Annotated in this window: 32 protein-coding genes; 22 read left to right on the forward strand and 10 right to left on the reverse strand. The window is 45.4% G+C overall.

The genetic code is table 11. From position 1 onward, the window contains the following. From sctD to R7127_RS16825, 15 genes are all read left to right on the forward strand, one after another. On the forward strand, positions 1-1,302 hold the full coding sequence (gene sctD / locus R7127_RS16755; protein WP_017821344.1) for a type III secretion system inner membrane ring subunit SctD: 1,302 nt from the start codon (positions 1-3) through the stop codon (positions 1,300-1,302). After that, positions 1,289-1,492 (forward strand): EscE/YscE/SsaE family type III secretion system needle protein co-chaperone, encoded by a 204-nt coding sequence (locus R7127_RS16760; RefSeq protein WP_149192513.1) that lies wholly within the window; start codon positions 1,289-1,291, stop codon positions 1,490-1,492. The genes sctD and R7127_RS16760 overlap by 14 nt, the downstream gene beginning before the upstream one ends. A gap of 18 nt (positions 1,493-1,510) precedes the next feature. Next, a complete protein-coding gene (sctF, locus tag R7127_RS16765; RefSeq protein ID WP_005377199.1) occupies positions 1,511-1,759 on the forward strand; it encodes a type III secretion system needle filament subunit SctF in 249 nt (82 codons plus the stop codon). A 3-nt stretch (positions 1,760-1,762) separates the two neighbouring features. Further along, positions 1,763-2,122, forward strand: a complete 360-nt coding sequence (locus R7127_RS16770) for a YscG family type III secretion system chaperone (RefSeq protein WP_033906171.1) — start codon at positions 1,763-1,765, stop codon at positions 2,120-2,122. Continuing rightward, a complete protein-coding gene (locus R7127_RS16775) occupies positions 2,119-2,754 on the forward strand; it encodes a YopR family T3SS polymerization control protein (protein WP_025768115.1) in 636 nt (211 codons plus the stop codon). The genes R7127_RS16770 and R7127_RS16775 overlap by 4 nt, the downstream gene beginning before the upstream one ends. 8 nt (positions 2,755-2,762) lie before the next feature. Beyond that, positions 2,763-3,107, forward strand: a complete 345-nt coding sequence (gene vscI, locus R7127_RS16780; protein WP_005377202.1) for a SctI family type III secretion system inner rod subunit VscI — start codon at positions 2,763-2,765, stop codon at positions 3,105-3,107. Beyond that, complete coding sequence (gene sctJ / locus R7127_RS16785) at positions 3,107-3,853, forward strand: type III secretion system inner membrane ring lipoprotein SctJ (RefSeq protein ID WP_086012989.1); 747 nt, start codon at positions 3,107-3,109, stop codon at positions 3,851-3,853. Before vscI ends, sctJ begins: the two co-directional genes overlap by 1 nt. After that, positions 3,846-4,511: a SctK family type III secretion system sorting platform protein VscK gene (gene vscK / locus R7127_RS16790; RefSeq protein ID WP_005377204.1), complete on the forward strand. Its 666-nt coding sequence runs from the start codon at positions 3,846-3,848 to the stop codon at positions 4,509-4,511. Before sctJ ends, vscK begins: the two co-directional genes overlap by 8 nt. Beyond that, positions 4,490-5,128, forward strand: coding sequence for an HrpE/YscL family type III secretion apparatus protein (locus R7127_RS16795; RefSeq protein WP_005387146.1), 639 nt, complete (start codon positions 4,490-4,492; stop codon positions 5,126-5,128). Before vscK ends, R7127_RS16795 begins: the two co-directional genes overlap by 22 nt. A gap of 134 nt (positions 5,129-5,262) precedes the next feature. Beyond that, complete coding sequence (locus R7127_RS16800) at positions 5,263-5,745, forward strand: type III secretion system chaperone (protein ID WP_250156830.1); 483 nt, start codon at positions 5,263-5,265, stop codon at positions 5,743-5,745. 3 nt (positions 5,746-5,748) lie between these two features. Further along, a complete protein-coding gene (locus tag R7127_RS16805) occupies positions 5,749-6,912 on the forward strand; it encodes a VopS family T3SS effector adenosine monophosphate-protein transferase (protein ID WP_005377207.1) in 1,164 nt (387 codons plus the stop codon). A gap of 255 nt (positions 6,913-7,167) precedes the next feature. Next, entirely contained in the window at positions 7,168-7,614 is a 447-nt protein-coding gene (locus R7127_RS16810; RefSeq protein ID WP_033906168.1) for a type III secretion system chaperone, read from the forward strand. Positions 7,615-7,624: 10 nt separating this feature from the next. Continuing rightward, positions 7,625-8,602: a type III secretion system effector VopR gene (gene vopR / locus R7127_RS16815; protein ID WP_172563230.1), complete on the forward strand. Its 978-nt coding sequence runs from the start codon at positions 7,625-7,627 to the stop codon at positions 8,600-8,602. Positions 8,603-8,832: 230 nt separating this feature from the next. Next, positions 8,833-9,291 carry a CesT family type III secretion system chaperone gene (locus R7127_RS16820; protein ID WP_172563231.1) on the forward strand — a complete coding sequence of 153 codons (459 nt, stop codon included), beginning with the start codon at positions 8,833-8,835 and terminating at the stop codon, positions 9,289-9,291. 9 nt (positions 9,292-9,300) lie between these two features. After that, the gene (locus R7127_RS16825) at positions 9,301-10,779 is read left to right on the forward strand and encodes a CesT family type III secretion system chaperone (RefSeq protein WP_172563232.1); all 1,479 of its coding nucleotides are present in this window, start codon (positions 9,301-9,303) and stop codon (positions 10,777-10,779) included. An 89-nt stretch (positions 10,780-10,868) separates the two neighbouring features. Here R7127_RS16825 and R7127_RS16830 read toward each other — a convergent pair whose 3' ends face one another. The 10 genes from R7127_RS16830 to vscN form a co-directional block, all read right to left on the reverse strand. After that, on the reverse strand, positions 10,869-11,771 hold the full coding sequence (locus R7127_RS16830) for a DMT family transporter (RefSeq protein WP_373924692.1): 903 nt from the start codon (positions 11,769-11,771) through the stop codon (positions 10,869-10,871). Positions 11,772-11,877: 106 nt separating this feature from the next. Beyond that, positions 11,878-12,588 carry a helix-turn-helix domain-containing protein gene (locus R7127_RS16835; RefSeq protein WP_064376727.1) on the reverse strand — a complete coding sequence of 237 codons (711 nt, stop codon included), beginning with the start codon at positions 12,586-12,588 and terminating at the stop codon, positions 11,878-11,880. A gap of 102 nt (positions 12,589-12,690) precedes the next feature. After that, positions 12,691-13,740: a SctU family type III secretion system export apparatus subunit VscU gene (gene vscU / locus R7127_RS16840; protein ID WP_053350339.1), complete on the reverse strand. Its 1,050-nt coding sequence runs from the start codon at positions 13,738-13,740 to the stop codon at positions 12,691-12,693. Between the two features lie 15 nt (positions 13,741-13,755). Then, positions 13,756-14,541: a type III secretion system export apparatus subunit SctT gene (sctT, locus tag R7127_RS16845; protein ID WP_017634548.1), complete on the reverse strand. Its 786-nt coding sequence runs from the start codon at positions 14,539-14,541 to the stop codon at positions 13,756-13,758. Further along, positions 14,538-14,804: a SctS family type III secretion system export apparatus subunit VscS gene (vscS, locus tag R7127_RS16850; protein ID WP_005377227.1), complete on the reverse strand. Its 267-nt coding sequence runs from the start codon at positions 14,802-14,804 to the stop codon at positions 14,538-14,540. The genes sctT and vscS overlap by 4 nt, the downstream gene beginning before the upstream one ends. Positions 14,805-14,817: 13 nt before the next feature. After that, positions 14,818-15,468 (reverse strand): SctR family type III secretion system export apparatus subunit VscR, encoded by a 651-nt coding sequence (vscR, locus tag R7127_RS16855; RefSeq protein ID WP_005377232.1) that lies wholly within the window; start codon positions 15,466-15,468, stop codon positions 14,818-14,820. Next, the gene (vscQ, locus tag R7127_RS16860) at positions 15,465-16,433 is read right to left on the reverse strand and encodes a SctQ family type III secretion system cytoplasmic ring protein VscQ (RefSeq protein WP_017634547.1); all 969 of its coding nucleotides are present in this window, start codon (positions 16,431-16,433) and stop codon (positions 15,465-15,467) included. The genes vscR and vscQ overlap by 4 nt, the downstream gene beginning before the upstream one ends. Then, positions 16,430-17,635 carry a type III secretion system needle length determinant gene (locus tag R7127_RS16865; protein WP_033906162.1) on the reverse strand — a complete coding sequence of 402 codons (1,206 nt, stop codon included), beginning with the start codon at positions 17,633-17,635 and terminating at the stop codon, positions 16,430-16,432. The genes vscQ and R7127_RS16865 overlap by 4 nt, the downstream gene beginning before the upstream one ends. Positions 17,636-17,644: 9 nt before the next feature. Further along, positions 17,645-18,106 (reverse strand): type III secretion protein, encoded by a 462-nt coding sequence (locus R7127_RS16870; RefSeq protein ID WP_005377236.1) that lies wholly within the window; start codon positions 18,104-18,106, stop codon positions 17,645-17,647. After that, positions 18,103-19,425 carry a SctN family type III secretion system ATPase VscN gene (vscN, locus tag R7127_RS16875; RefSeq protein ID WP_054575030.1) on the reverse strand — a complete coding sequence of 441 codons (1,323 nt, stop codon included), beginning with the start codon at positions 19,423-19,425 and terminating at the stop codon, positions 18,103-18,105. The genes R7127_RS16870 and vscN overlap by 4 nt, the downstream gene beginning before the upstream one ends. 185 nt (positions 19,426-19,610) lie before the next feature. Here vscN and sctW point away from each other — a divergent pair, with 185 nt between their 5' ends. The 7 genes from sctW to R7127_RS16910 are packed head-to-tail and all read left to right on the forward strand — an operon-like array spanning position 19,611 to position 24,374. Further along, complete coding sequence (sctW, locus tag R7127_RS16880; protein WP_064376729.1) at positions 19,611-20,504, forward strand: type III secretion system gatekeeper subunit SctW; 894 nt, start codon at positions 19,611-19,613, stop codon at positions 20,502-20,504. Next, a complete protein-coding gene (locus R7127_RS16885) occupies positions 20,485-20,769 on the forward strand; it encodes a TyeA family type III secretion system gatekeeper subunit (RefSeq protein WP_005377239.1) in 285 nt (94 codons plus the stop codon). Before sctW ends, R7127_RS16885 begins: the two co-directional genes overlap by 20 nt. Then, entirely contained in the window at positions 20,756-21,130 is a 375-nt protein-coding gene (gene sycN, locus R7127_RS16890) for a type III secretion chaperone SycN (RefSeq protein ID WP_005377240.1), read from the forward strand. The genes R7127_RS16885 and sycN overlap by 14 nt, the downstream gene beginning before the upstream one ends. Then, positions 21,127-21,504 carry a type III secretion system protein VscX gene (gene vscX, locus R7127_RS16895; protein WP_167415228.1) on the forward strand — a complete coding sequence of 126 codons (378 nt, stop codon included), beginning with the start codon at positions 21,127-21,129 and terminating at the stop codon, positions 21,502-21,504. Before sycN ends, vscX begins: the two co-directional genes overlap by 4 nt. 5 nt (positions 21,505-21,509) lie before the next feature. Beyond that, complete coding sequence (gene vscY / locus R7127_RS16900; RefSeq protein ID WP_005377248.1) at positions 21,510-21,851, forward strand: type III secretion system chaperone VscY; 342 nt, start codon at positions 21,510-21,512, stop codon at positions 21,849-21,851. Further along, entirely contained in the window at positions 21,835-23,961 is a 2,127-nt protein-coding gene (gene vcrD, locus R7127_RS16905; protein ID WP_086013006.1) for a SctV family type III secretion system export apparatus subunit VcrD, read from the forward strand. The genes vscY and vcrD overlap by 17 nt, the downstream gene beginning before the upstream one ends. Further along, positions 23,961-24,374, forward strand: coding sequence for an LcrR family type III secretion system chaperone (locus R7127_RS16910; RefSeq protein ID WP_054575029.1), 414 nt, complete (start codon positions 23,961-23,963; stop codon positions 24,372-24,374). Before vcrD ends, R7127_RS16910 begins: the two co-directional genes overlap by 1 nt. The last annotated feature ends 25 nt before the right edge of the window (positions 24,375-24,399 follow it).

The following is a 24,399-nucleotide window of genomic DNA, read 5'->3' on the forward strand; positions in this document are numbered from 1 at the left end:
ATGCAGCAATGGAAAATTCGTATTTTATCAGGCGTGCATACCGGAGTAGAAGTCACCTTACCTGAAGGTGCTCTCGTGCTTGGCAGTGACGACTTTATTGCTGATCTTGTACTGTCTGATGCTGGGGTCGAAGCGAACCATTTCACCCTCGTTTGCCAGCAAGACTCGGTCATTTTACGAGGCTGCGAAGAGGCAAATATTAACAGTGAAGACATCGCTGTTGCAGGTGATGGTATCGAGTTGTCACGCCATGCTGTTGTCTCGGTCGGCGTTGTGAAGTTCGCTCTGGGATACGCGGAAGATGCGTTAATTGTGAGTAACGTCAGCGACGAATCTAGCCAACAGAATACACCTGTGGTTGCTGTGCAACGCTCTAGCTGGAAAAAAACAACGCTCATCGCTTTGCTTTGTAGTTTTGTCCCGAGTGTCATTTTTGCCGGTATGTGGTACAGCCAAGCTAACGGAAACAACAATGAAATTGTTACAGAAGCAGAACCCATTGTTTTGGTACGTAACATCTTAGGCGAGCTCAAACTTAGCGACGTTCGCGTGGAATGGAATGCCGCCGCACGCCAAGCAGTCTTAGAGGGCTATGTTGAAGACCGAACACAGAAACTCGATCTGCTTGGTCGAATTGATGTATTGGGCATAAATTACAAAAGTGACTTAAGAACGATGGAAGAAATCCGTCGCGGGGTTCGATTTATTTTGCGCAACCTCGGCTATCACCAAGTGAAAGTCGAAAATGGCGATGAGACCGGCACACTGCTGCTGACGGGCTATATCGATGATGCCAGCCGCTGGAACCAAGTTGAACAAATCTTGGAGCGAGACGTGCCTGGTCTTGTTGCGTGGAAGGTTGAACTGCAGCGAGCGGGTGCCTACATGGATACGCTAAAAGCGTTATTAACGGATGCGGAGCTACTGAAGAAAGTCCAGTTGGTCACCAGCGGTGATCGCATCGAAGTTCGTGGTGAGCTTGATGATATCGAAACGACTCGATTTTACGGTGTGACCCGAGACTTCCGGGAACAATATGGTGAGAAACCGTACTTAGTTTTGAAATCCATACCTAAGGTGAGTAAAGGCACTAACATCGATTTCCCGTTTCGTAGCGTTAACTTTGGCCAGGTTCCATATGTGATTCTGACCGATAACGTTCGCTATATGGTCGGTGCAAGAACGCCTCAGGGCTACCGAATATCCAGTGTTACACCTGCTGGTATTGAGTTGGTTAAAGGCGGGCGGGTGATAACAATAGAACTTGGATATGAAGGCGAGACGAACAATGACAAATCTTGAACAAATTTTAAATAACGACACAAACGGTGCGGAAGTGCACAAGATTAAGAGCAAGCTCTTAGAAGCACAAGCGGTGGTGAAACGTCAGTTGGATTTAGGGTGCTCACCACAGCAGTACCAATTGCTACTCAAACAGTATGAAGCTTACTCAGCCGCCCATGCGGTCGTTGAATCATACGAAGCTAACTAAAAAATACGAGGAAGTCTTATGTCATTTTACGATGCTAGTAACAGTGTAAACCTTGATGATGTTAAAGCTAAGTTAGAACAACAAGCGAAAGATGCCAACACAGAAGTGACGGCAGCCATCAAGAACCTAGAAACCAATGCCGATGATCCATCAAAGCTTGCCGAGCTTCAGCACGCGATCAACAAATGGTCTGTTGTTTACAATATCAATGCGACCACGACTCGTGCGATTAAAGATGTGATGCAGTCGATTCTCCAGAAGGTGTAAAGCATGGAACGAGAAACGCGCCAACTGCTGGCTGAAATCGCGCTGATGGCAACAGGTATGCATCGTCATCAAGAAGCCAACACGATTGCAGATGGCCTTGAAGCAAGCTCAGGTTCTGAAGAGACCGTTGCGATGATTCGTGCAATGAGCCTCATGAATAAAGGCTTGTATGAAGAGGCTCATCAATTACTCGAACCACTTTGTAACGCCTATCCAGATCTGATCAGCTTAGCGGCTCTTGCTTCTGCCAAAGCCGGTTTACTGAGCAAAGCGGAAAACTGGGTAGAACTTGCGTCACAAGGAAGCGAAGAAAGCCAAGCATTTGCTGCGAGCTTTTCTCAGGACATTAGGAATCTTGGATGATCATTGATTCAAGCAACCTAAGTCTTCAACACCAATCTTTGCGTCAGTCGGAGTCGCGCCATTATGAGCGGAGCGATGAAGACAAGATGAAAGCACTCATGGAGCGAAGTGACAAGCAAGAGCAAGTTTCACATGTTTCTCCAAAAGAGACGCTAGAGAAAACAGAAGCGAAACTGGCGGAGATTAAAGCGTGGTACGAATCATTAAAAGACGCAGAGGTTGTCAGTAAACAAAGTGTCTTATCATCGTTAAATGAAGCGTTTTCCGACCCTCAAGTTAAACGAGAGGCAATGTGGTACGCCTTTCATGAGGCGAAGAGTGCAAAAGGCAACGAGCAGCCACAATCTGATTTGTTAAAGGTGTTGAAGCAGGAGTTACTAGGGAATTTTTCGGGACAGCTTATTGCCGAACCACCTGCTGATAAAACAGCACTAAAAGCAATGCTAGCGCAGCATTTTCCACTGGGTGCCCAGAAAGAACAAGCCTTATGGCATTGCTGGGCAGAGTTGAAGTCGTTACCTGATATGGCATCAACACTGGACATGGTTCGTGATGAACTTAGCTTCATGATCCAAAAAAATGCGATGGTGAAAAACATCATGACTCACAGTCACAAGTTAGATTTATCTTAGGAGTACATATGATAAACACGCAGTACACCGAGGTGATGCAAACCAACATTGATAAGTTACAGGATGCGCAAGTCGAAGACGGTTTAAGCGAACGTTTTGAGCAAGCTATGTCGGTTCCCGAGGCAAATAATGGCCTGGAGGGCGGTTTGCTAGAAAACATCAGCGAGTTGAAAAACACTATCGATAACGCGAAAAGTAACCTGCAAGACAACATGAAGATGGTGGGTGATGATCCGGCGCAATTGCTGCAAATGCAGTGGGCATTGACACGCATTACTTTTCAAGAAGAGCTGATCGCGAAAACCGTGGGTAAAACCACACAAAACGTAGAAACGTTATTGAAGGCACAATAGTGATGATGAATAAAATGAGAGCAGTTTTCATCATGCTCACGTTGTTTCTGGTAGGTTGTCAGACCGAGCTATACACCAACGTTACTCAGAAAGAGGGTAATGAGATGTTGTCGATCTTACTATCCGAAGGTGTCGTTGCAACAAAAGAACCTGACAAAGACAACACCGTCAAGTTAATGGTAGACAGTTCTCAAATCGCCTTCGCGGTAGATGCGCTAAAGCGAAAAGGTTATCCAAGAGAGCAGTTTTCCACACTGAAAGAGGTGTTTCCCAAAGACGATTTGATCTCGTCACCATTAGCAGAACGAGCACGTTTGGTATACGCGAAATCTCAAGAGCTCTCGTCAACCTTATCTCAGATTGATGGCGTGCTGGTGGCACGTGTTCATGTTGTTTTGGAAGATCAAGATCTGCGTCCAGGAGAGCGCCCAACTCCAGCTTCTGCCTCCGTATTTATTAAACACGCAGCAGATATTGCGCTTGATTCATATGTTCCGCAGATCAAATTATTAGTGAACAATAGCATTGAGGGGCTGAACTACGATCGAATCAGCGTAGTGATGGTACCCTCATCAGAGGTTCGAGTTGCTACTCAAAACAATCAATTTAAAAGCATTTTGTCGGTTCAGGTCACCAAAGAGACGGCGAATAATCTTATCGCCATTTTGGTGTTCTTGGTAGCGGCACTCATCGGCTCGAATATCGCTACTTTTACATGGTGTCGTAGGAACACGAAGCGTGGTTAAACCAGAAACACCACTCGCGCAGGTACAACACCAGTTTAACTATGCGCCTTGCCAGTACATCCATAGAAGTTGGATAGAGCAAAAGCAGCCTTGGTTACTAAATATCGAAGGCTGGAGAGATAACCCCATGTTCAACCAATGGTGTATCAATGAGTGGGCGTTATCTCCCGTTCCTGAGACGGCTTTTAACAGACCTTGTCATAGTTTGGCATTGCTCCCGACAGACGCGTTGAATCAACTCGTATTGATGGTGGGTGGAGCTTTGCATTGTGTTGCGATGCGAAGCGTTGTCTTAAAACATCCTAAACAGGTTCTGAACAACGTTTTTGGTTTGGAAGGCGCTCGGTTCTTAATTCAAAACGGGCCGATGCTGTTATCCTGCTGGCCGCAAGGCTGGCAGCGTTCGTTACCAGAACTACTGGATGAAAGGTCTGTTGAAGCAAGCATGAGGGCGCTGGGATATTTTTGGATGAGGTTTATTTTGATTAACTCACCGGAAGATGTTGTTCTTCGTTGGCAATTCAAATTGGAAAAGCAACTTAGCGAAAACGCAGAAACAGCTAACTGGTTGGAAGCGGATCAACGAGATCTGGCGTATCGACTCACAAAAAAAATCGCAAAACAGGTTATTCCTCAATGGTTTCATTTGTTGAAATAAAAACAGACAATTTGCAGCTGGCACCTGGCTTAAAGGTGCTGAAAGCGAAAGATTATGCCAGTTATCTGGATTCGCAACACTTAGTTGAAGCCGCGAACTCCAAAGCTGAAAGCATCATTGCTAATGCCCAACAAGCCTACGAAACCGAAAAACAACGTGGTTATCAAGATGGCCTTGCACAAGCCAAGATTGAAAATGCGCAAACGATGGTTGAAACCTTAGCACGTTGTAATGACTACTATCAGCAAGTCGAAGAAAAAATGACAGGTGTGGTGTTAGAAGCAGTACGTAAGATCATCGATACCTTCGATGATGTCGATACCACGGTGAGTGTAGTTCGAGAAGCGTTGCAACTGGTGAGTAACCAAAAGCAGGTCATTTTACATGTCCACCCAGAGCAGGTTGTTGAGGTGAGAGAAAAGGTGGCTGGTGTATTAAGTGATTTCCCTGAAGTCGGTTACGTTGACGTGGTAGCAGATGCGCGCTTGAAAAATGGAGGCTGCATTTTGGAAACAGAAGTTGGGATCATCGACGCTAGTATTGATGGACAGCTGCATGCATTAAAGCAAGCCATGGTGAAGCAGCTCAGCGAGCGTAAAATTACGATTCATGAATGAACCTCAAAAACTCAGCACTTGCTGAGTTTTTTCATTTTAATGCCTTTAAACAAAAAAAATCCGACCATTTCTAAAATATTCACTGCCATAAATCCTTAAGAATACACCTAAGAAAGCTGCTTAGTTGATAAGTCTTGCAACTAAGCAGCGCATCTAAAACAACAAAAATAGGATTATTTAGTCGAATGGCTAATGGATTTATAACTTCTTTACTGACAGATTTTGCCAGCCGCTGCCAATTGGAGCCGTTGGTTTTTGATGAGGATGATTGTTGCCATCTACTCGTTGAGCAAAACACAGCAATCACAATTCGTGCACAAGAAGATCGTGTGACGCTTATCGGGCTAATTTCAGGTGATAAACCGAGTGCTGATATTTTGCATCAACATATGAAAGATGCCTTAACGCAAGGCTCTCCAGCGGTATGCTGGGAGGAAGAGACCGGATATATCGGTTTCATACACCTGCCTCAGCAACTGCTAACTGCATCTTTTTTCGATGAGTCATTTGCGAATTTCATCGAGTGGTTAAAAAGTGCGAATACACAAGAAGTAACCAATAAAACAACCGAAGTACCGGAAACGAATACCACTCATTTTTCCACATTAAGGGTTTAAAACATGATCAGTTTTGGAAGTGTTAGCGCGTTGCAGGCTGCCATGCCGCAAGCTCGTAACGAGATACTTAACCAAGGTAAGCTGAGTATTGGTGGCAAAGAATACCAAATCAACGCAGCGACCCAAGAATTTACTCGCGCCAATCCTACGAATGGTGCAGTAGCGCGATTTTTTGAAGCGACAGGAAAACTGTTTCGCGAAGGTAGCCCACAATCGGTAGCGAAAGCCCTTACAAAAGCCGTATTTGATAATGAGCAAGGACAAGCTCAGCGTTTACAAGCTGCTTCTTCTGTTGAGCATGGACAAATGTTCTTCAAAGATGGAAGCATAAAAACCGCATCAGATGTCTTAAATGCCTTTGCGAAGTTAGACAGTAAATCAGTTCAGTCGAACTCTGCTGAGCTAAACCAGTTAGCAGAGCGAGCGATGACAGAGGCAATGTTAGAAACCGATTCTGGTAAAAACCTCACATCACTGATTGGCGAAAGTGCAGCGAAGTCGCTTGCTGGACGTGTAGTAAAAGACTACGGCGGTGGTGTATCTGCAGCGCAGAAAAACCCGGCAGGTAGCATTAATCAAATGCAAGCGGTGTTTGATATGGAGGTGATGCATCTTAAATCGGCGCAACGTCATATCGAAGGTCTAGCAAGCACCGATCTAAGCCAAGGTGTATACGCTGAAGGACTGGCGGAGGGTGCGTTTAACAAAAGTGGCGTAACCAATAATGTTGAAAGAGCTGCGGCGTGGATCATTAATGCTTCTAACTCTAAAGGAAACGATGCCGAAAATATTACGTCTTTACTGAAAGAATACGCGTCTAATGGTAAAGATTTATTGAATATGGAAAACCTAAAAGAGCTACACGCTCGATTGGTGCCTAATGTTGAGCGTGATTACCGAGGGCCAAATATTTCGGGTGGCACTTTGCCGTCAAGTATTGGCGGTGAGGGCATGTTAAAGCAGCACATTGAAGGCTTTTTGAAAGAGAACCCTGTAGAAGATAAAGACTTAGGTAAACATTTGTTCGCCGGAGTTATCGGGTACCATGGCTTTACCGATGGAAATGGTCGCATGGGGCGCATGCTATACGCGATAGCAGAACTTCGTAACGACTCGTTCAATCCTTTAGCTATGGATGCAGAAAATAGCCTTCACGGTATTAAGTGATTTTCTACTTCTATTTAATTTTTGGAGCGGCGATTGCCGCTCTTTTATTTTCCAGCTTAACCTTAATTTTTCTTCTCAATAAAACGGCTAATAGCAATAAAAATGAGACGTTGAAATAAAGTGTCGGTTTCTATCTCGCCATAAAATCTCTTTTATCCTTATTCGCTTATTTAAATGAGCCGTTATACCCAAGTGGCTTCGCTGAAATAAATATATCGATGTCACTTAGTTATAATAAATTAGACAGGACACAACATGGATACAGGAAAGATTAATATGCTTCTCTCTGAGCTAGGAGAAGTGCTGAACCTTGAGCGCGTGACAGCGTATGACGATCAAATGTGGTCACTGCATTTTGCTGAAAACAACAGTGTCGATGTTCTGCTCGTAGAGGAAAAAGGCGAGTTATTGATTTCCAAAAACCTGCTTATAGAACAAGATGATATTACGCTAGATAAACTTCAAGTTTTACTTGAATACAACTTCTTGTATCGAGAAACAGGTGGTGTGCAGTTTTGTGTGAATCCAACACGCAAAGACGTTGTTCTTCAAGTTGCTATCGCGGCTGGAAGTGAACTCACCAACATTGCTAACTTAATCATTCAGTTGAACGAATTAGTTGATACTTGGGGACAGTTATTTCAAAACAACACGGTTGTAGATTTTAGCCAAACAGACGTACACGCATTTATTCAAGTTTAAGGCATCACACATGGTCAATATTAATACATCGCACATGCACTCGTTGAGTCAGTTAACGTCACATTTGGCGACACAAAATCAGGCTGACGACAAAGAGGTTCGAGCACACAACGGCAAAGATATTTTTGTTAAAGAGGGTGCACCAAAAAATAAAAGTATCAGCGCGCGTATTAGCCACCAGAATAAAGCGAAAGATATTGTAGTGAACCTGCTTACTAAGCAGGGTATTCCTAAAGATGTTGCGAAGCTCATGCTGAAAAATGTGTTGAACGGTGAGAACAAGTTAACGCTTGGGAGCCTGAAAAATCTTGAGAGATTGTCGTCTGGCCCTAGCTCAAATTGGCCAACGGCACAAACTGCAGCCTCTTCTTCCAAAACCAATAAAGCCTCATCGAGTGTCGCGCTTATCAACGAACATAAAGCCAACCTTCAAAAGCTTGGTGATTTTGCCTGTACGGACTTAAATACGTTCGGTGTTAAGGGGTCACAGTTTTATGAAACAAAAGGAAAGCCACGACTAAAAGAGCTTCACGCGGATCAAGTGCGAATCATGCAAGATCACAGAGCGACGATGTCCGCAAACGGAGTTCAAGCTGCAGCACAAAGAGGAACCGCACCGCAATTAAGCACTCTACAGAACATTGCTAAGGCAGTACAAACCGCGAAAGCCGGCTGCTGTACTACATTTGCCTTTGCTGCCGCCGCTGAGATGATTCAAGGCATGTCAGGAACACCTGAAAGTGAACCCAAAGTAGAAGTGGTTGCGTTTAAAAAGGGTCATTCAGGTACACACCTTTATGTACTGGTTGGTCGACAAGAGGGGAGCGACATAAAAGATCCATCAACGTGGAGTAAGGATGTGAAAATTGTTGACCCGTGGGCGACATCTGCATTCGGTGCACCAATGTTTGGAGATGCACAACGACCACCTGTTTCGAATATGTTCCCGCCAACAGAAGTCATTTTTGATAGCCATAAACTGGGTTAGTCACTCTGCAAAAGAAGTGAGCAAATACACCATGCTAAGCATCTAACCTTTATTGAAAGAGCAGCTCTGAGCTGCTCTTTTTTATTACTCTGGCAACTCGTTTTTAGAGCGAGGTTTCTGCGGAAAACCTCACAATGAAGGCGAAAAAGTGACAAAAATAAAGCCATTACCGACATCGTTCAATCTGCAATCGTTGTTCAATAGAGTTATTGAAACAAAAGGAAAAAGTTATGAACACGATTCAACAACTGCTCTTGGAGTTTTGCCAACTCAATGAGTTGCCCGAACTGAATTTTGAAGAAAATGAACGTTGTCAGCTACTGGTCGATGATCGCTACATGTTGTATTTCATCGCGACAGATACGGATGATTTGATGTTGTCTGTAACGTTCGGAGGGTTAGAAAAATCCGGTGAACAACGACTAAAAGGTTTAGAGCTTCTTGCTCATGCTAACTATCAAGGAATTGGTAGTGGCAGCCTCGCACTTGCTTTGGCTCCAAACGGTCGACAGCTTGTCTTAGCAGGACGTAAACCCGTTGAGCATCTAAATACGACGAACCTTACCGCTTGGTTTCACGAAGTTATTGAACAGGCCGAGCTGTGGCAAGCGCGTTTCGCAATGTTGGAACAAGCGATTCCAACCACCTCTAATCATGAACAAGCTCATGTTCAATCACTTCGTGTGTAGGAGAGAAAAATGGTTAATACAACACAAAAAATCAGCCAAAGCCCAGTACCTGATCTAGAACAGTTTCGTGCAGTTGCTGCGCAAAAAGATGACCGAGTGATCAGTAAAAGAGGTGAAGTAAAAGAACCTTCCACATTCCACAAAGGTCATAAGTTTGCTTCTATTCACGAAGGCGTATTGAGAAGCAAATACACTAAGTTTTTCCAAGAAAACATCAAAACTCACCTTGATTTAAAGCAGGCGCTACTTAAGCAAGAAAAACCTGAGGTTGCGCTGTTGGCTTACTCCCTAGTGAGTCCTTCAGGCTATCGCGGTGAGCCACTTACTGAGCGTAAAGTCTTAGAAGTTGTCAGCCTATTGGATGAAATAAAAGTGAGCAGCGATACGTACCAGCAGCTTAAAAATACGTTTGATGCGATCAGCAAAGATCCGCGTATGCAGGTGAGTTTAGAAGCCCAGTATCCAGGAAAAATGGATGGCTTCGCTGCTGAACTGTTACAGATGGGCAAAGAAAAGCTAAAAGGTTCTGGTGTGAACGCCGTTATTAACTTGGCATTACCTGGCGTTGGCTTATTGATTTCTACAGGTCGAGAGCTGCACAAAGCGGCCGTAAATGGTGATGCTGAGGCTTACCATCATCAGTTAGAACAAATTTCACAGCTGCCAGGGCGAGATCAACGTCTTTCTATGCCGATGCAGCAAACCTTGGCTCAAGGTCATGCGATACTGTCGGCTGAAGGTGGCATTGGAGCTACGTTAGGTATGGCGACGGGGAGCCTGGGCACGTTCGGTGTTAGCTCTGTAGCAACGGTGGGCGTCACACCGATAGCAAAAGAGGCAATCGGTTCTGCGGCAACGACTGCTATCATGACCGGCGGTGGCTTTGTGGCGAACCAAGCTGGGGCATACGGGTTAAATACGGAAGTAAAAGAGCAACTTATGCAAGGCGAAATGTCTGGTGTTTTACCTAGACTTGAAGTTTCCAATGCAAAAGGAGACTTTACCTTCAGTATGCAAGATCCGGCTTCTGTCCGCGCATTAATGGCGTACCTTGGCCCTAAGGAGGATACTGCAATGACTTCTCCTCAAGCGCCTAAAGAGGCACAAGAGATGGAAGCCGCTCGATTAACACTGAAAAAGATGTTGGGTTCAGAGCCAAGTGAGCACTTGGTCCCTGACGTAGACTCTATCTTGAAGCTAAGCCCAGAGGATGCACCAAGTAAAACCGAGTCTATTGCTAACGGGGCATTTAAAAAACTGTTAGGAGAAGATTGGGATTGGCTCATGCCAGCTGTTCGAGCGATTGATAAAGGGGAAGCAAGTAAAATCAACGAAAAGCTCACCTACAAGCTCCCCCTAGATGCAGCAAACGGACGGGTTTATCTTGATAAATGCCCAAACCTGAGTGACGTCCAATTAGATGCGCTAGAAAAACTAGGCTCACCAAGTCAATTGCGATTGATGTACTTGGCAGAAGGCTGGGTGTAATTTCAAATGGTAAAGTAGGGAGTAGGTGCTGCTCCTTACTTTATCTACCGTCAGCGTTACTTTTTGGGGCTGGCTCATCGCCATTGAATTTAATTTTTCGACTGAAGAAACAAACACACAAGTGTCAACGTTATACCAACCCAACCAATGAGAGAAATTTCTTCCCCAACAATCGCAACTGCTAGTGCTGCTGCGATAACAGGTTCAAATAGCGTGAGTATACTAGCTCCACTGGCTGTAACAAACCGTAGCCCAAACCCAAAAGCGACGTAACCTAACCCCATTGGAATCAAGGCCATGTAGAGCATGACCGTCGTATTAGTTGACGATGCAAATAGATTATCACCCGTGATAAAAAGTGTTGGTAGAAGCAAAACTCCACCAATACCAAAAACACTTCCCATGGCCGTTTGCGATTCAATGCCGTGGTCAATCATAGCCTTTACTCCCCATGAGTAAATGGCGTACGTCAAACCTGCCAATAGGCCAAGTAATACACCCCAATGCTTCATATCATGATCAAATAAGCTATTTGCGGATGACTCAGAAGCCAACAACAAGGTAATGCCAATGACCCCGATTGCGAAACTCATCATCCAGCGCTTGGTTATGGTCTGATTTCGGCTAAAGAGACACTCTAACAAAGCAGAAAAGAAAGGTGCAGTGGAGATAGAAACAACCGTACCAATAGCCACACCGGCGAATCGCATTGATGAATAAAAAGCCAGTGGGTAGGTGGCTAAGGCGATAATACTAACCAGTAACGTTTTCTTCTTATGTACGACTTTTCGAAAATCTCTCTTCAGTGACTTCGCAGACAGACATGCTTGCATAAATCCACCAATACCCATAGAAAATGCGCCAATGGCGAGAGCACTGACATCCGGTGCCAAGCTGGCAGCGGTGCCCGTCGTTCCCCACAGGGTTGAAGCAAAAAGTATGGATAAAGTTCCTAATTGATAGTCGGTGAAATGTTTTTTTAACACTGTAATTTCTACCTAGTGAATGGCTGTTTTAGGGTAGAAAGAATAAAAGAAAGCGATAGAGATTTTTGTGCTGAAAAGACGGAATACTTGTTCCAGAGGACTATTTTAGTGACTACCGGGAAAACTCTCTAGGAGACATACCAAAATGCATTGAAAACCGTCGACTAAACGCGGAAAGGTCACTATAGCCAACTCGTTCAGCTATCAACTGAACTGGAAGGTCTGTATGAGTCAGTAGTGCTTTGGCTTTTTCCATACGTTGTAGTGTAATGTACTTATGGACGCTTACTTTTAATTGCTCTTTAAAAAGCTTTTTAAATTGCGTCGGACTCAAGCAAGCGGCATTCGCTAACGAGGCAATGGTGAGTGGCTGATCAAGCTGCTCGGCGATCAAAACCTGTACATCTCGAATACGCGAATCCACGGAGCGAGACCGCTTTTGCTGCTCCAGCAACAGATAGAAGGTTGCAACCATTGAGTTTTCAATTTCATCATTAACCTGATACTCAAGTTGCTTTTCGACAAACTGGATAAAGCTCAGTAGAGGCGGGCTAATCGAAAACACAGCCACACTATTATCCATCAAATGAGTGGGCAAAGTGGTCATATCCGCAACAATAAAGCGTGATGACTCTTCGGCATTAAAACCGTGGGCACAACTTTTGGGGATGACTATGCAGTCGCCAACCGCCACCTTTCCGACATAACTATCCATATCAATATGTATGTTGCCCTGGAGAGGAAGCACCAGTTGATGATAATCACTATGAGTATGTCGGCTCATACGTTTCGTGTAGGAGCGAATGCTTAAGTTAGATTTCATAAAAACAACATACAGTTAAAGAATACCGCATTATAGCGTTGAAAGTATCGAGGTTGAAAGCTGGGCAGTTGTAAGCCCCGATCTTGAATGGGATGTGGTTTGTTAGTCCGCCTCGGACTCTAACGAGGCCAACCAACGAAGCACTTCCGCAGTTGCTTCAATAAGATCGCTTGGGATGTACTGGTCGACGTTGCCGTCGGCGTATAGTGCACGAGCAAGAGGGACTTTTTGCATCACAGGCACGCCTTCCTCTCTAGCGATTGCGACCATACGTTTGGCTACCGCATCGGTTTCCATCAAAGTGATGACGGGCAGGGGCGTTTCGCCTTTCTTGTAATAAAGGCCAACCGCGATATGTGTTGGGTTTGTAACTAATACATTAGAACGTTTAACGTTTTCGCGTTGATTGGAGGCTTGTAGCTCTTGGTGCAACTGGCGACGTTTGCTTTTTATTTCTGGACTGCCTTCCATCTCTTTGTATTCGCGCTTCACTTCGTCCTTGCTCATTTTGAGCTTTTTCGTGTGATCAAACTTCTGGTACGCAAAATCTGCGGCAGCGATGACGATGAAGCCTACCGAAGAGATAATCATTAATTGTTTAATCATGACGCCAGTAATGGTCGGGACACATTCTAGCCCACAAGTTGGAATTTGCATTAAAGCGTTGATGTTACCGCGTAATGTCACCCAGATAATGCAGGAAAGAAGAGAGACTTTAAGGATCGACTTGATAAACTCAATCACACTCTTGAGGGAAAAAATGCGTTTGGCCCCTTCGACGGGATTGATCTTTTTGATGTCGGGTTTAACGGATTCACCACTAAATAGGAACCCGAACTGCCCCATATTGGAAAAGATGGCGACGAGTGCAGCAACCAGAATAATCGGAGCGAGTAGATAGGCAATTTCTTTTGCGATGGCGATAGCGACATCGACTAGCGCATCTTGGAAACCCTGATAAGCAAGCTTACTTGGTAGGAGAATAAGCGCTGAGATGTGCGACATGTAATAATCGGCGAACGCAAACAGTACAATTATGAGCGCCAAAATTAATGCAGACGATACGATTTCTTGGCTTTTGGCAACCTGACCTTTCTGTCGAGCATCGCGTAACTTTTTTGCGGTGGGTTGCTCAGTTTTTTCTGCACTCATAAAGAATCCTAAGCGTTATTGCCAAATGGTATTGAGTTGTTCTGCGAATCGGGTAATGCCGTAAAACTGTACTTCAAAGTGATCCATCATTATTCCGAGATACACGATCAGTAAAACACTCGCGATGGCACTTTTTATTGGCATGGCAAGGAAAAAAACATTCAATTGCGGTGCAAAACGACTGATAAGCGCCAGACCAAACTCAGCAAGAAACATTGCCAACACTAGTGGAGCGGACATCAACACACCAAGCCACATAAGCTGTTCAAATTGCGCGTAGAAGAAGCTAACCCATGCGTCGCTAACGGTTGGGAAAAAGTCCACGATCGGCCAAGATGTATAGCTTTTGAATAACGCATAGATAAAAGTGACAAAGCCCCCGCCAGAGAAGAACAGGGTAATCAACGTTTGGGTCAGCAACACGGCTGTTGGTGTGGATTGTGAGCCTAGCGTTGGGTTAAACATACTTGCCATGGCAGCACCACGTTGGTTGTCGACCAGAAAACCGGCCGCTTCTATCGCCCAAAAGGGGATAGCAGCAACAAACCCTATCAATAGCCCAATTAATACCTCCTTACCCAAAATCACTATCAGCCAAATGCCGTCGGTTTCTGCGGGCAAGCTTTGCTGATTAATCATCGGAAATATAAACAGCGCGAGTGAGCAAAGCACACCATTTCTCACCATGGTGCCGCCTAGCATTTGCTTGCTCAAAATAGGCAAAAAGATGAAGCATGCCATTAACCGAGGTAACGTCAGACTGTACAAAAATAAAACCTGGTGTAAGTCGTGATAACTCATCGTATTTGAGGAATTTTATCCATAGCAAGCGAGGCGAAGGCGTGGAGCTCTGCCCCTAGCCATTGCGTTGTGACGAACAGTGTAATAATGACCGCGATAAGCTTGACCACAAAGCCTAACGTTTGTTCTTGGACCTGAGTTAACGCCTGAATAAGCGACACCAATGTACCAACCAATGCTGCGACTAAAATCGGCGGTAATGACAAGTACAACACTAGGGTTAATGCTTGAGTCGTGAAATGAATGATTTCAGCAGAATGCATACTTTCTCCGTGATTAACCGTAACTCAACACTAAGCCGTGGGTGAGCTTTGTCCAGCCGTCAAGCAAGACAAAAAGCAACAATTTGAAGGGGAGGGAAATCGTCATTGGCGATACCATCATCATCCCCATTGCGAGTAGGATATTCGACACAATTAGGTCAATAGCGATGAACGGTAAGTACAACAGAAAGCCAATTTCAAAAGCGCGAGTAAGCTCGCTGACGGTAAATGCGGGCAGTAAGAGCAATAAACTGTCCGACTCTAAACGGTCTACGTACTTCTGTGGCCACAATGTGCGTGCAGCATCAGTGAAGAATATGGCTTCGGTTTCCCGAATATGCTTTTTCAAAAATTCTCGATAAGGCTGTAAACCGCTTTCAATGAGGCCTTCTACACTTGCAGAATCTTCAAGGGAGATATCATGCTGCTTTACGTAGTCGTAGGTTTCAAACCCGACGGGAGCCATGATGAAAATTGACAGAATGATGGCCAATCCGTAAAGCGCCATATTCGGCGGAATTTGCTGTACACCGAGAGCGTTACGCAGCAGTGAGAATACAACGGCCAGTTTCACAAACGACGTCGCCATCATGGCGATAAATGGGATCAGTGCCAGCAGTGCTAAGCTGACAATGAGATTGAGCTCGTCGGGTAACTGGATCATGCTGGCTCCTGCGTGCCACCGAACAGCTCCAGTACGCGCACACCTAAATGTTCGTTAACATTAACCAGTTCACACTCACCAATGATTTTGCCGTTGGCACGCAATGTTACCGGCTTAGATACAGGCTGGTTTAGCTCGAATACGTACCCTGGCTGAAGCTGGTTAAGCTGCTCTAGCGTGATGGTTTGATGGCCGATATCAAACGTGAGTTCCACAGGCAGTTGCTGGTGGTCGGTTAACATTTCTGAAGTGTTTACGTCATTCATATTGGTTTCTTTTTCCATAATGTGAAGAGTTTGGTCATCCAGTTGGCAGCGCCAGAGATTCTGGTTAGATACTTGAAAAATGGCTTGTTGCTTGGCGATGTAACCATCGTCAAAAAAGATGACATCTCCCAGCTCGAGCGAATTAAATTCGCTTAACGTCAAATGGGTCCTTCCAAGACTTAACCACACAGGTAAAGCGAGGTGTCGAGCTTGTAGAGCAGCGCTGTTTGGTAGCGCATCCAACAACACGTCTGATCCTTCGCTAACCCACAAACAAAGAGAGCCGTTAGGCTTATTGAGGGTTAACATTAAAGTATGCTCTTGGGCCTGGCTCGCCTCTAACGGCTGTAGTTGACTAAGAATGGGTAACTGACCAAATAGCGCTTTGATTGCCTCACTATGCGGTTCTATCTGTGAGCTCAAAAGTGCTAACTGGAGGGAGTTAGGCAGGGACTCAAACGCAGTAGCATTTAAGGTCGATTTCAGCCAATGTTGGAGCTGCGCACGAGAAAAGTCTACTTGTAGGGTTTGCCCTCCAATCAACGTGGTTAAACGGAACCCTTCAAATGAAGGGATTTGAGCAACAGTAATCGATACGCTCTGACCATCAGTCCCTTGGAAGTGGCACTGTTTTGCACAAAGTTGATTGCTGAGCGCGATACTTTCTGCATCCACTTTGGGTATTATTAACGGTGTCATAGGTCATTCTCCGCTTGCCATTCTTCATACACGCTGCGTTGTTGGCGTGAGTGTTGTTGTTCATGTTGTTGTTGATCGAGCTGTTGAGTTTGTTCGCTGATCGCTAAGCGAAGTGGCTGCTCACCACCGAATCGGTTTAGCCGTTCAGCAAGATCTTGTCTAGCTTGCTGGCTAATAATGGAAAGGGCATGCTCTTGTCGAATCGTCACGCTATACCCTTGAGCGTCCAACTTGATGTGGATTTCGCCACCTTTTAATTGTCCTTCACTTAGAAACAGCCGAACCTCTTTGTTGTCCGATGCGGTTGGCAGAGCAACATAGATTTTATCCACCAATTGCTGGAGTAATTGGTTTACGTCTCGCGTTGGGCTTGGTTGAGCCTGCGAAGCAACACTTTTTAGGATGACATCGCCTTGTGTTACCGCACTTGCAAGGGGTTGAGAAGGCACTTTTTCTTCATCCGTTTTAACGGCGACTAGTGCGCTTTTCGTCACGATTTTTTCAAGAGGCTTGGTTTCAGGCAGGCCACCAGTTTGGTCTGATCGTTTGCCTGTATTCTGTAGCGGCGGAGTTGCACGCTTATTGTGCGTTTTTTCAGTTTGCCTTTTCGTTAAGCCAACAATGTTAATCCCATCTTGAGCGAGCTCTGTCGCTGTCGCATTTTGGGGGAGCAAGCCAGATTCAAGCGTAGAGAGATACTCCGGCGAGGTATGTTTATCCATCGGCGTCGGTTTATCATCTTTCAAATGAGCTTGAAAGTGAGGATCAACACGCTCGGTAGAAGGGGAGCTTAGAACTGTGTCGCCATCGCTTTTTCCATCATGTTTAAGCAATTTATTGTTTTTGCTAATTATTTCTTCGCTATTTGCTGCGTCGTCTTGCGATTTCTCTATATCTCTCTTACTGACGACGTCACTTTGACCTTTTAAAGTGGAGATGTTTTTGTCAGCGTTGGCTTCTTGGTTCGATAGGTTAAGTTTCTTATCTAGACCTTGAGATGTCTTATGCCTTAGCGGTATGTCTTCTTCGCCAGTATGATTTTTTTGGGGATTCCCAACGATAGACTCCTTTCCCTTGCTAGGCTTCTTCGTCATTGCATGCTCGAATTGTGATTGAAGCTCGGCCTCCTTCTCGAGAGGCGCTTGTTCCGGCGTTGATTTGTGCAGCGTATTCGATGTTTCAGTTGTTGGGGTAATGCGCATAGTGAACCTTTAGATAATGTCGACAGTGCGAAACTCTTCCTGTTCGAGTTCTTCTTGGTATTGCCTTTCTCGCGATTTTTCCGCGACTTCTTGTTGCTGCAACTGAACGAATTTTTCTTTGGTTTTATGGGCTTGTCGCGCCTCTTTTTGCTTTTCTTTAAGTGCCGAGCGTTCGATTTCAAGCGCTTTTTTTGACTCGGCCACACGTTGTTTAAGTTCGGCTTCTCTCTCTCTTAACAACGCGATTTCTTGTCTTAATGTTTCCAGCTCTTTAAGGACGAGCGTTTGTTGTTTTGCTTTAGCAAAACGTCGCTCTTCTTCTTCCTGGCGCCAAACGTGATAGTCCGCGACAGAACGTTCGGCCTTTTGAACCTGTGCTGCGGCGTTTGACACTCGGTATTCTTGACGCTTGACGGCTTTATCCGCACGGTCAGCGCGAATTTTTTTGATTTCTAATAAGCGTTCTATCATTGTTTCGCCATCCCTTTAAGTTGAGCGATAGCGCCATCAAGATCGCTTGGTTCATGAGTGCCTTGGCGTAAAAAGGCGCGTATATCATCACTTTGTGCAATGGCCATATCCGCTCGGCTATCTGCGCCATGTTGGTATTCGCCAATTTTGATTAGCAGTTCAACTTCTTCATACTTAGCTAACATTTCGCGAATATGAGCAGCAGACGCCTGATGATCGGATTCAACGATTTGATTCATCACTCGGCTTGCTGAGCGAAGTACATCAATGGCGGGATAATGGTTCATTGCCGCAAGTTTGCGCGAGAGAATGATGTGCCCGTCTAAAATTGAGCGAGTTTCATCCGCGACAGGCTCCGTCATGTCGTCACCTTCCACCAACACGGTGTACAGTGCTGTAATTGATCCTTTGTCTGATTGTCCAGCTCGTTCCATCAGCTTTGGCAAAGCGGCAAAAACGGAAGGCGGATAGCCACGTCGTGTTGGTGGCTCGCCTGCGGCTAGTCCAATCTCCCTCTGTGCGCGGGCGAAACGCGTTACAGAATCCATCAGCAGTAGCACGCGTTTACCTTGATCACGAAAATATTCTGCGATAGAAGTGGCAACAAAAGCGGCTTTGGCACGCTCCATTGCTGGGCGATCAGAGGTAGCGACCACTAAAACCGATTTGGCCATTCCTTCTTCGCCTAGGTCATGCTCAATAAACTCGCGCACTTCGCGTCCGCGTTCACCAATTAAGGCGAGAACGGTCACGTCAACTTCTGCGGAGCGAATCAGTTTTGCCAGTAGGGTACTTTTACCCCCGCCAGCCGCTGCAAAAATACCCATGCGCTGACCTTCACCACAGGTCAGTAGCCCATCAATGGATCGAACGCCAAGAGAGATTGGCTTTTCAATTAGTTTACGTTGCATTGGTGGTGGCGCATCGCGATAAACAGGATACCAAGCACTTGGTTCCTGACTTTGCGTACCATCGAAAGGACGTCCAAGCCCGTCAAGCGTTGTACCTAACAGGTGGTCGCCAACACCCACTTCGTGCATTTTGCCCATTGGGCTTACTTCTGTATTTGAGGAAATCCCAAACATATTTCCTAACGGGGTGAGCAAAGCGTGATGCTGCTGGAAGCCAACCACTTCCGCTAACAAAGACAGAGTTTGATCGGGATTACGCAACTCACACAGTTCACCTACACGAACGCCAGGGACGACAGCTTTGATAATGGTGCCGGTGACTTGTGTAACGCGCCCGCGAATTTGGATCAAACGCGTGTGTTTAATCGCAGATTGTTGGATATCAGTGATGTATGAGAAATCGTTCAAGGTAAAAATATGCGCAATGATTGATGCTGAGAGAATAGAAAGTATAAGAATCAATTTATAGTGAATATCAGTCGGGAGTTTTTAGAAAACTGAAAGCGCACTAAAAAAACACGTCTGATTTTGACAGCTTCAAAAAAGCGCACTTCCTATAATTCGCCTGTATTGTGCGGAAGGAGTGCAAGTGAATGAGTATTATCAACAATCATATCGCAACAAATCCAAAGTTTGATGCGTCTATCCAAAACGGGTTGGAATCGTCTCGCCCCGACGTTTCACAAAAAGGCAATTATCGCGGTGAAACCGTCCGTGTTCACAATGCCACACAATCACTTTTTGATGCGATGGAAGAACTCACTTCACTCGGTTCCGAAAAAGCAGAGAAAGATCTGACTAAGCGCAAAGTGAAAGACAGTGGTGTTCGAGTTAATGAAGCACATGAACTCGTTTCGGACTATTTAAGAAAAGTCCCTGATCTTGAAAAGAATCAAAAGATCAAAGATTTGGCTACAAAAATGGCGGGAGGAAATATCTCGACCATCGCGCAATTACAAGCCTACTTGAATGGGTTTTCCGAGGAGAAAAGCCATCAATACCTCGCGCTAAAAGCCGTTAAAAAGTTTTTGAGTGCGAGTCCAGAAAGTAAACACCTACTAGCGCTGATTGACCAAGCACTTCTAAGAATCGAGCAAAACCCAGATACATGGTCTCAAATTGATACGGAAATCCGTGTCTCAAATTTTGCTGATGAATATAGCCAAGAGCAAGAGTTTAGCTCTTTGCATCAGCTGCGCGGCTTCTACCGCGATACCGTTCATAGTTATCAAGGGCTCGGCGCGGCTTATCAAGATGTTGTGGCGCGCTTTGGTGAGCAGGAGGTATCGACCGCTGTTGACTTTATGCTGCAAGGCATGAGTGCAGATCTTAGTGTTCAAGGTAGCAGTATCGATTCGGTTAAGTTGAAGTGGTTGATGTCCGATATGCAAAAACTCAAAACTCTAAATACGTTGCAAGATCGTGTGAGTCAGCTGTTCCAAATGTTTAAACCGGAAAGGACGAATTATGGCTTATCAAGTTTCTAATTTGATGGCTGATGTGATTGCGTTGGTAGAGCAGCGATGGGTAAGCAGTGATGAGATATGGAAAGTCGCCAACGCAATGGAATTGACGGCGGTAGAACAAAAAATCGATTTTTTTCGAGAGTTCCATAAGTTAGTTCGCGCAATCCCAATTGACGTATTCGCCGATGAAGAACAACGACAGAATTTAATCCAAGCGGTACAAAAGGCGCTAGACGAAGCCATTGATATAGAAGAAGAGGAAGCGTGGGAAGATGAGTTGGATTGATGCATCCGTCGATGAATTTTGCCGAGGAATGGGGCTCGATGCCGTCGATTTCTCATCAGCTGGACGGGTGCAGCTGGATTTTGAGCAAAGTGGTACGCTGCATATTGAGCGACAGGGTGAGCAGTTATTCTTGATGTTGTCTCGAGCGTTATCTTGGCATCAAACCAGTGACATTATTCAAAGTGCACTGTGTTTGTGTCATGCCGATCAAGGCTGGCCTTTCGAAATTAAAACCGGCTTGTTAGATGAACAAACTCTGGTTTTTTCAGCAAGGCTAAAAGGAGAAGAAGTAACACTTCCGACCTTAGAGCAAGCGTTTACGCTTTTGGCTCGTCTACATAACGATGTGGCAGGCTCATGACTCGAGTCAGCACTTTAAACGTAGGCATCGAAGCCTTTACGCATGTTACTCATAGTGAAGTTAAGGCCGATTTCCCAGAGCGATTTCAATTGCTTCCTGATGGTCAGGCGGTCGCTACACATTTAGAGAAGCTCTATGATCTCAGGCCTTCAGACCAATATCTCATCGCGTTAACTAAGCCCAAGCTGCTGCACTCAGAGTTGTTGCGTCCAGAAAAGTACCGCCAACAGTTCGATGAAACGTTAGCTCAGCTGCAAGTTCTTGCACATGACTCAGGCTCCGTTTCTTTTATCAAAGCATCCGAAACGCTACAAAGTACACAACTTGATCAGCGTTACCTCACTATGGCGCTCAATCTCCTTATTCAGGTCTAACCAACATGTTGAGATCCAAAGACATTGAACTCTTACTTGTTCACGCTGCGCTACAAGTTCAATACCAAAAGCCAGAGCATGCCATTTCTATTCTCGATGCGGTTCTAGAAATAGAACCGCAGCACAAAGAGGCGATGCAAACACTTGCTGTGGCATGTTTACAAAGTGGTCGATATACCCGGGCGATTGAGGTGTGCGAGCACTTATTAAAATCCGACCTTCATCCTGACTCGGCAGGACTCTGGTTTTGTTTAAGCCAAGCGCGTTGGAAACAAAATGACGTCGATGGGGCACGCCAAGCGCACCGACGCTATCTGCAATCTTTAAATAGTGAATCACATGAATAAGTTGATCGATATTCTAAACAAAGTAGGGCAACGCAAAGACATCATGCTTGCGGTGATGTTACTCGCGATCGTCTTTATGATGATATTGCCACTTCCTACCGCACTGGTGGATGTGCTGATTGGCACCAACATGAGCATTGCGGTGGTGCTGCTTATGTTAGCGATTTACATCACCACGCCACTTGAGTTCTCTGCATTTCCTGCGGTGCTATTGATCACGACATTGTTTCGTCTGTCTTTGTCTATCACGACAACCCGCTTGATCTTGCTACAAGGCGATGCTGGTCAAATCGTTTATACATTCGGTAACTTCGTTGTGGGCGGTAACTTAGTGGTCGGTATTGTTGTGTTCCTGATCATTACCATTGTTCAGTTTATGGTGATCACCAAAGGCTCAGAAAGGGTAGCAGAAGTTAGTGCGCGCTTCTCACTCGATGCGATGCCTGGTAAGCAGATGAGTATTGACGGTGACATGCGTGCTGGAGTAATTGACGTACACGAAGCTAGGCACCGACGATCACTGATTGAAAAAGAAAGCCAAATGTATGGCTCGATGGATGGCGCGATGAAGTTCGTTAAAGGCGACTCCATTGCGGGTCTGGTCATCATTGTGGTCAACATCTTAGGTGGCGTCACGATCGGGGTAACGCAAAAAGGCATGAGTGCTTCTGAAGCACTTGAGTTATTTGCGATTTTGACCGTTGGTGATGGCTTGGTATCGCAGATCCCGGCACTCTTTATCGCGATTACCGCCGGTATTATCGTGACGCGTGTTTCTCATGAAGACTCTTCTGATCTTGGATCGGATATTGGTGGGCAGGTGATTGCTCAGCCACGTGCGCTTCTTATTGGTGGTGTGCTTTTGGTGCTGTTCGCGCTCATCCCTGGGTTTCCAAAAATCACTTTTCTGGTCTTGGCCGCCGTGGTTGGTGGTGGTGGTTTCTTCCTTTTCTATCAACAGAAAAAACAAGCGGAATCAGATAGCACCGACTTATCAAGCTTTGTTTCGCAAGGGGCCGGTTCGCCAGCAGCGAAGCCAAGCAAACCCACGCCTTCTAGAAACAGTAAAGGTAAGTTAGGTGAGCAAGAAGAGTTCGCCATGACGGTCCCGCTGTTGATTGATCTTGACGCGAGCCTTCAGGAAAGCTTGGAAGCGGTCGCATTAAATGAAGAGCTAGCAAGGGTTAGACGCGCACTATATCTTGACCTAGGCGTGCCTTTCCCAGGCATCCACCTGCGCTTTAACGAGGGGATGCAAAATGGCGAGTACTTAATTCAGTTACAAGAAGTCCCGGTTGCACGAGGACGAATTGTTAAAGATCAACTCTTGGTGACAGAAGGGAATGAACAGATCGATTTATTAGGCGTGCCTTATGAGCAAGATGAAGATTTTCTACCTGGTATTTCTAGCATTTGGGTGGCACAGAGTTATGAGCAAAAACTCGTAGCCAGTCATGTAGGTTTTCTCACACCCGACAGAATTTTAACGTACCACTTGTCTCATGTTCTCAAGGAGTACGCACAAGACTTTATTGGTATTCAGGAGACGCGTTATCTGTTGGAGCAGATGGAAGGCAGTTATTCGGAGCTAGTCAAAGAGGCCCAGCGTATTGTTCCGTTGCAAAAAATGACGGAAATCTTGCAACGCTTGGTTTCTGAAGACATTTCTATCCGAAACCTTCGCGTGATCTTGGAAGCGATGGTTGAGTGGGGCCAAAAAGAGAAAGATGTTGTACAGCTGACGGAGTACATTCGTTCCAGCTTAAAACGTTACATTTGCTACAAATACGCAAGCGGACAAAACATGTTGCCCGCTTACTTATTGGATCAAAATCTCGAAGACACAATACGCAGCGGTATTCGTCAAACCTCAGCAGGGAGTTACTTGGCGTTAGACCCGTCAGTAACGCAACAATTTGTCAGTGATGTGAAACAGACCATTGGTGACTTAAGCCGCATGCCGAATAAACCTGTGCTAGTTGTGTCTATGGATGTACGCCGATATGTGCGAAAGCTTATTGAATCGGAATACTACGATCTGCCCGTTTTGTCATTTCAAGAACTAACCCAGCAAATCAATATTCAGCCACTTGGAAGGGTGGGGATGTAATGAAAACAAAACTAATACTCTCGCTGGCGCAAGCGGGGATCGAAGTGACGCCATACTTTTGGCAACAAAGTGAAATTCAACTTGGTTATCGAATTGAAGTTGAGGGCTTAGAGCTCGTTTTTCGGGTGGAGGACGGTGAAATCATCATCGTTCTTCTGAAACGCGTTCGTCCAAAATTGGGGTTGAGTAACCCCTTTGCCGGCTTATTTCTCTTGGCTGAACATGCCATTCAACTTTATCCCTCCGATTGGGTCATTCGCGGCAACGTCGATGTGTTACGTGGTAGCAACATGAGCAGCCAGCGATTGGCACAATTCTATCTAAAAGCATGCGGTGCAAGCCATGATGAGCTAGACGACTGGTACTGTTTATGCCTAGCAGATTATAGACCTTTGAAAAAGTTGAAAAAGTAAAAACTCACGACTGTTACTGACAGCA

The organism is Vibrio sp. 1159 (assembly GCF_033340395.1).
GTDB classification, from domain to species: Bacteria; Pseudomonadota; Gammaproteobacteria; order Enterobacterales; family Vibrionaceae; genus Vibrio; species Vibrio alginolyticus.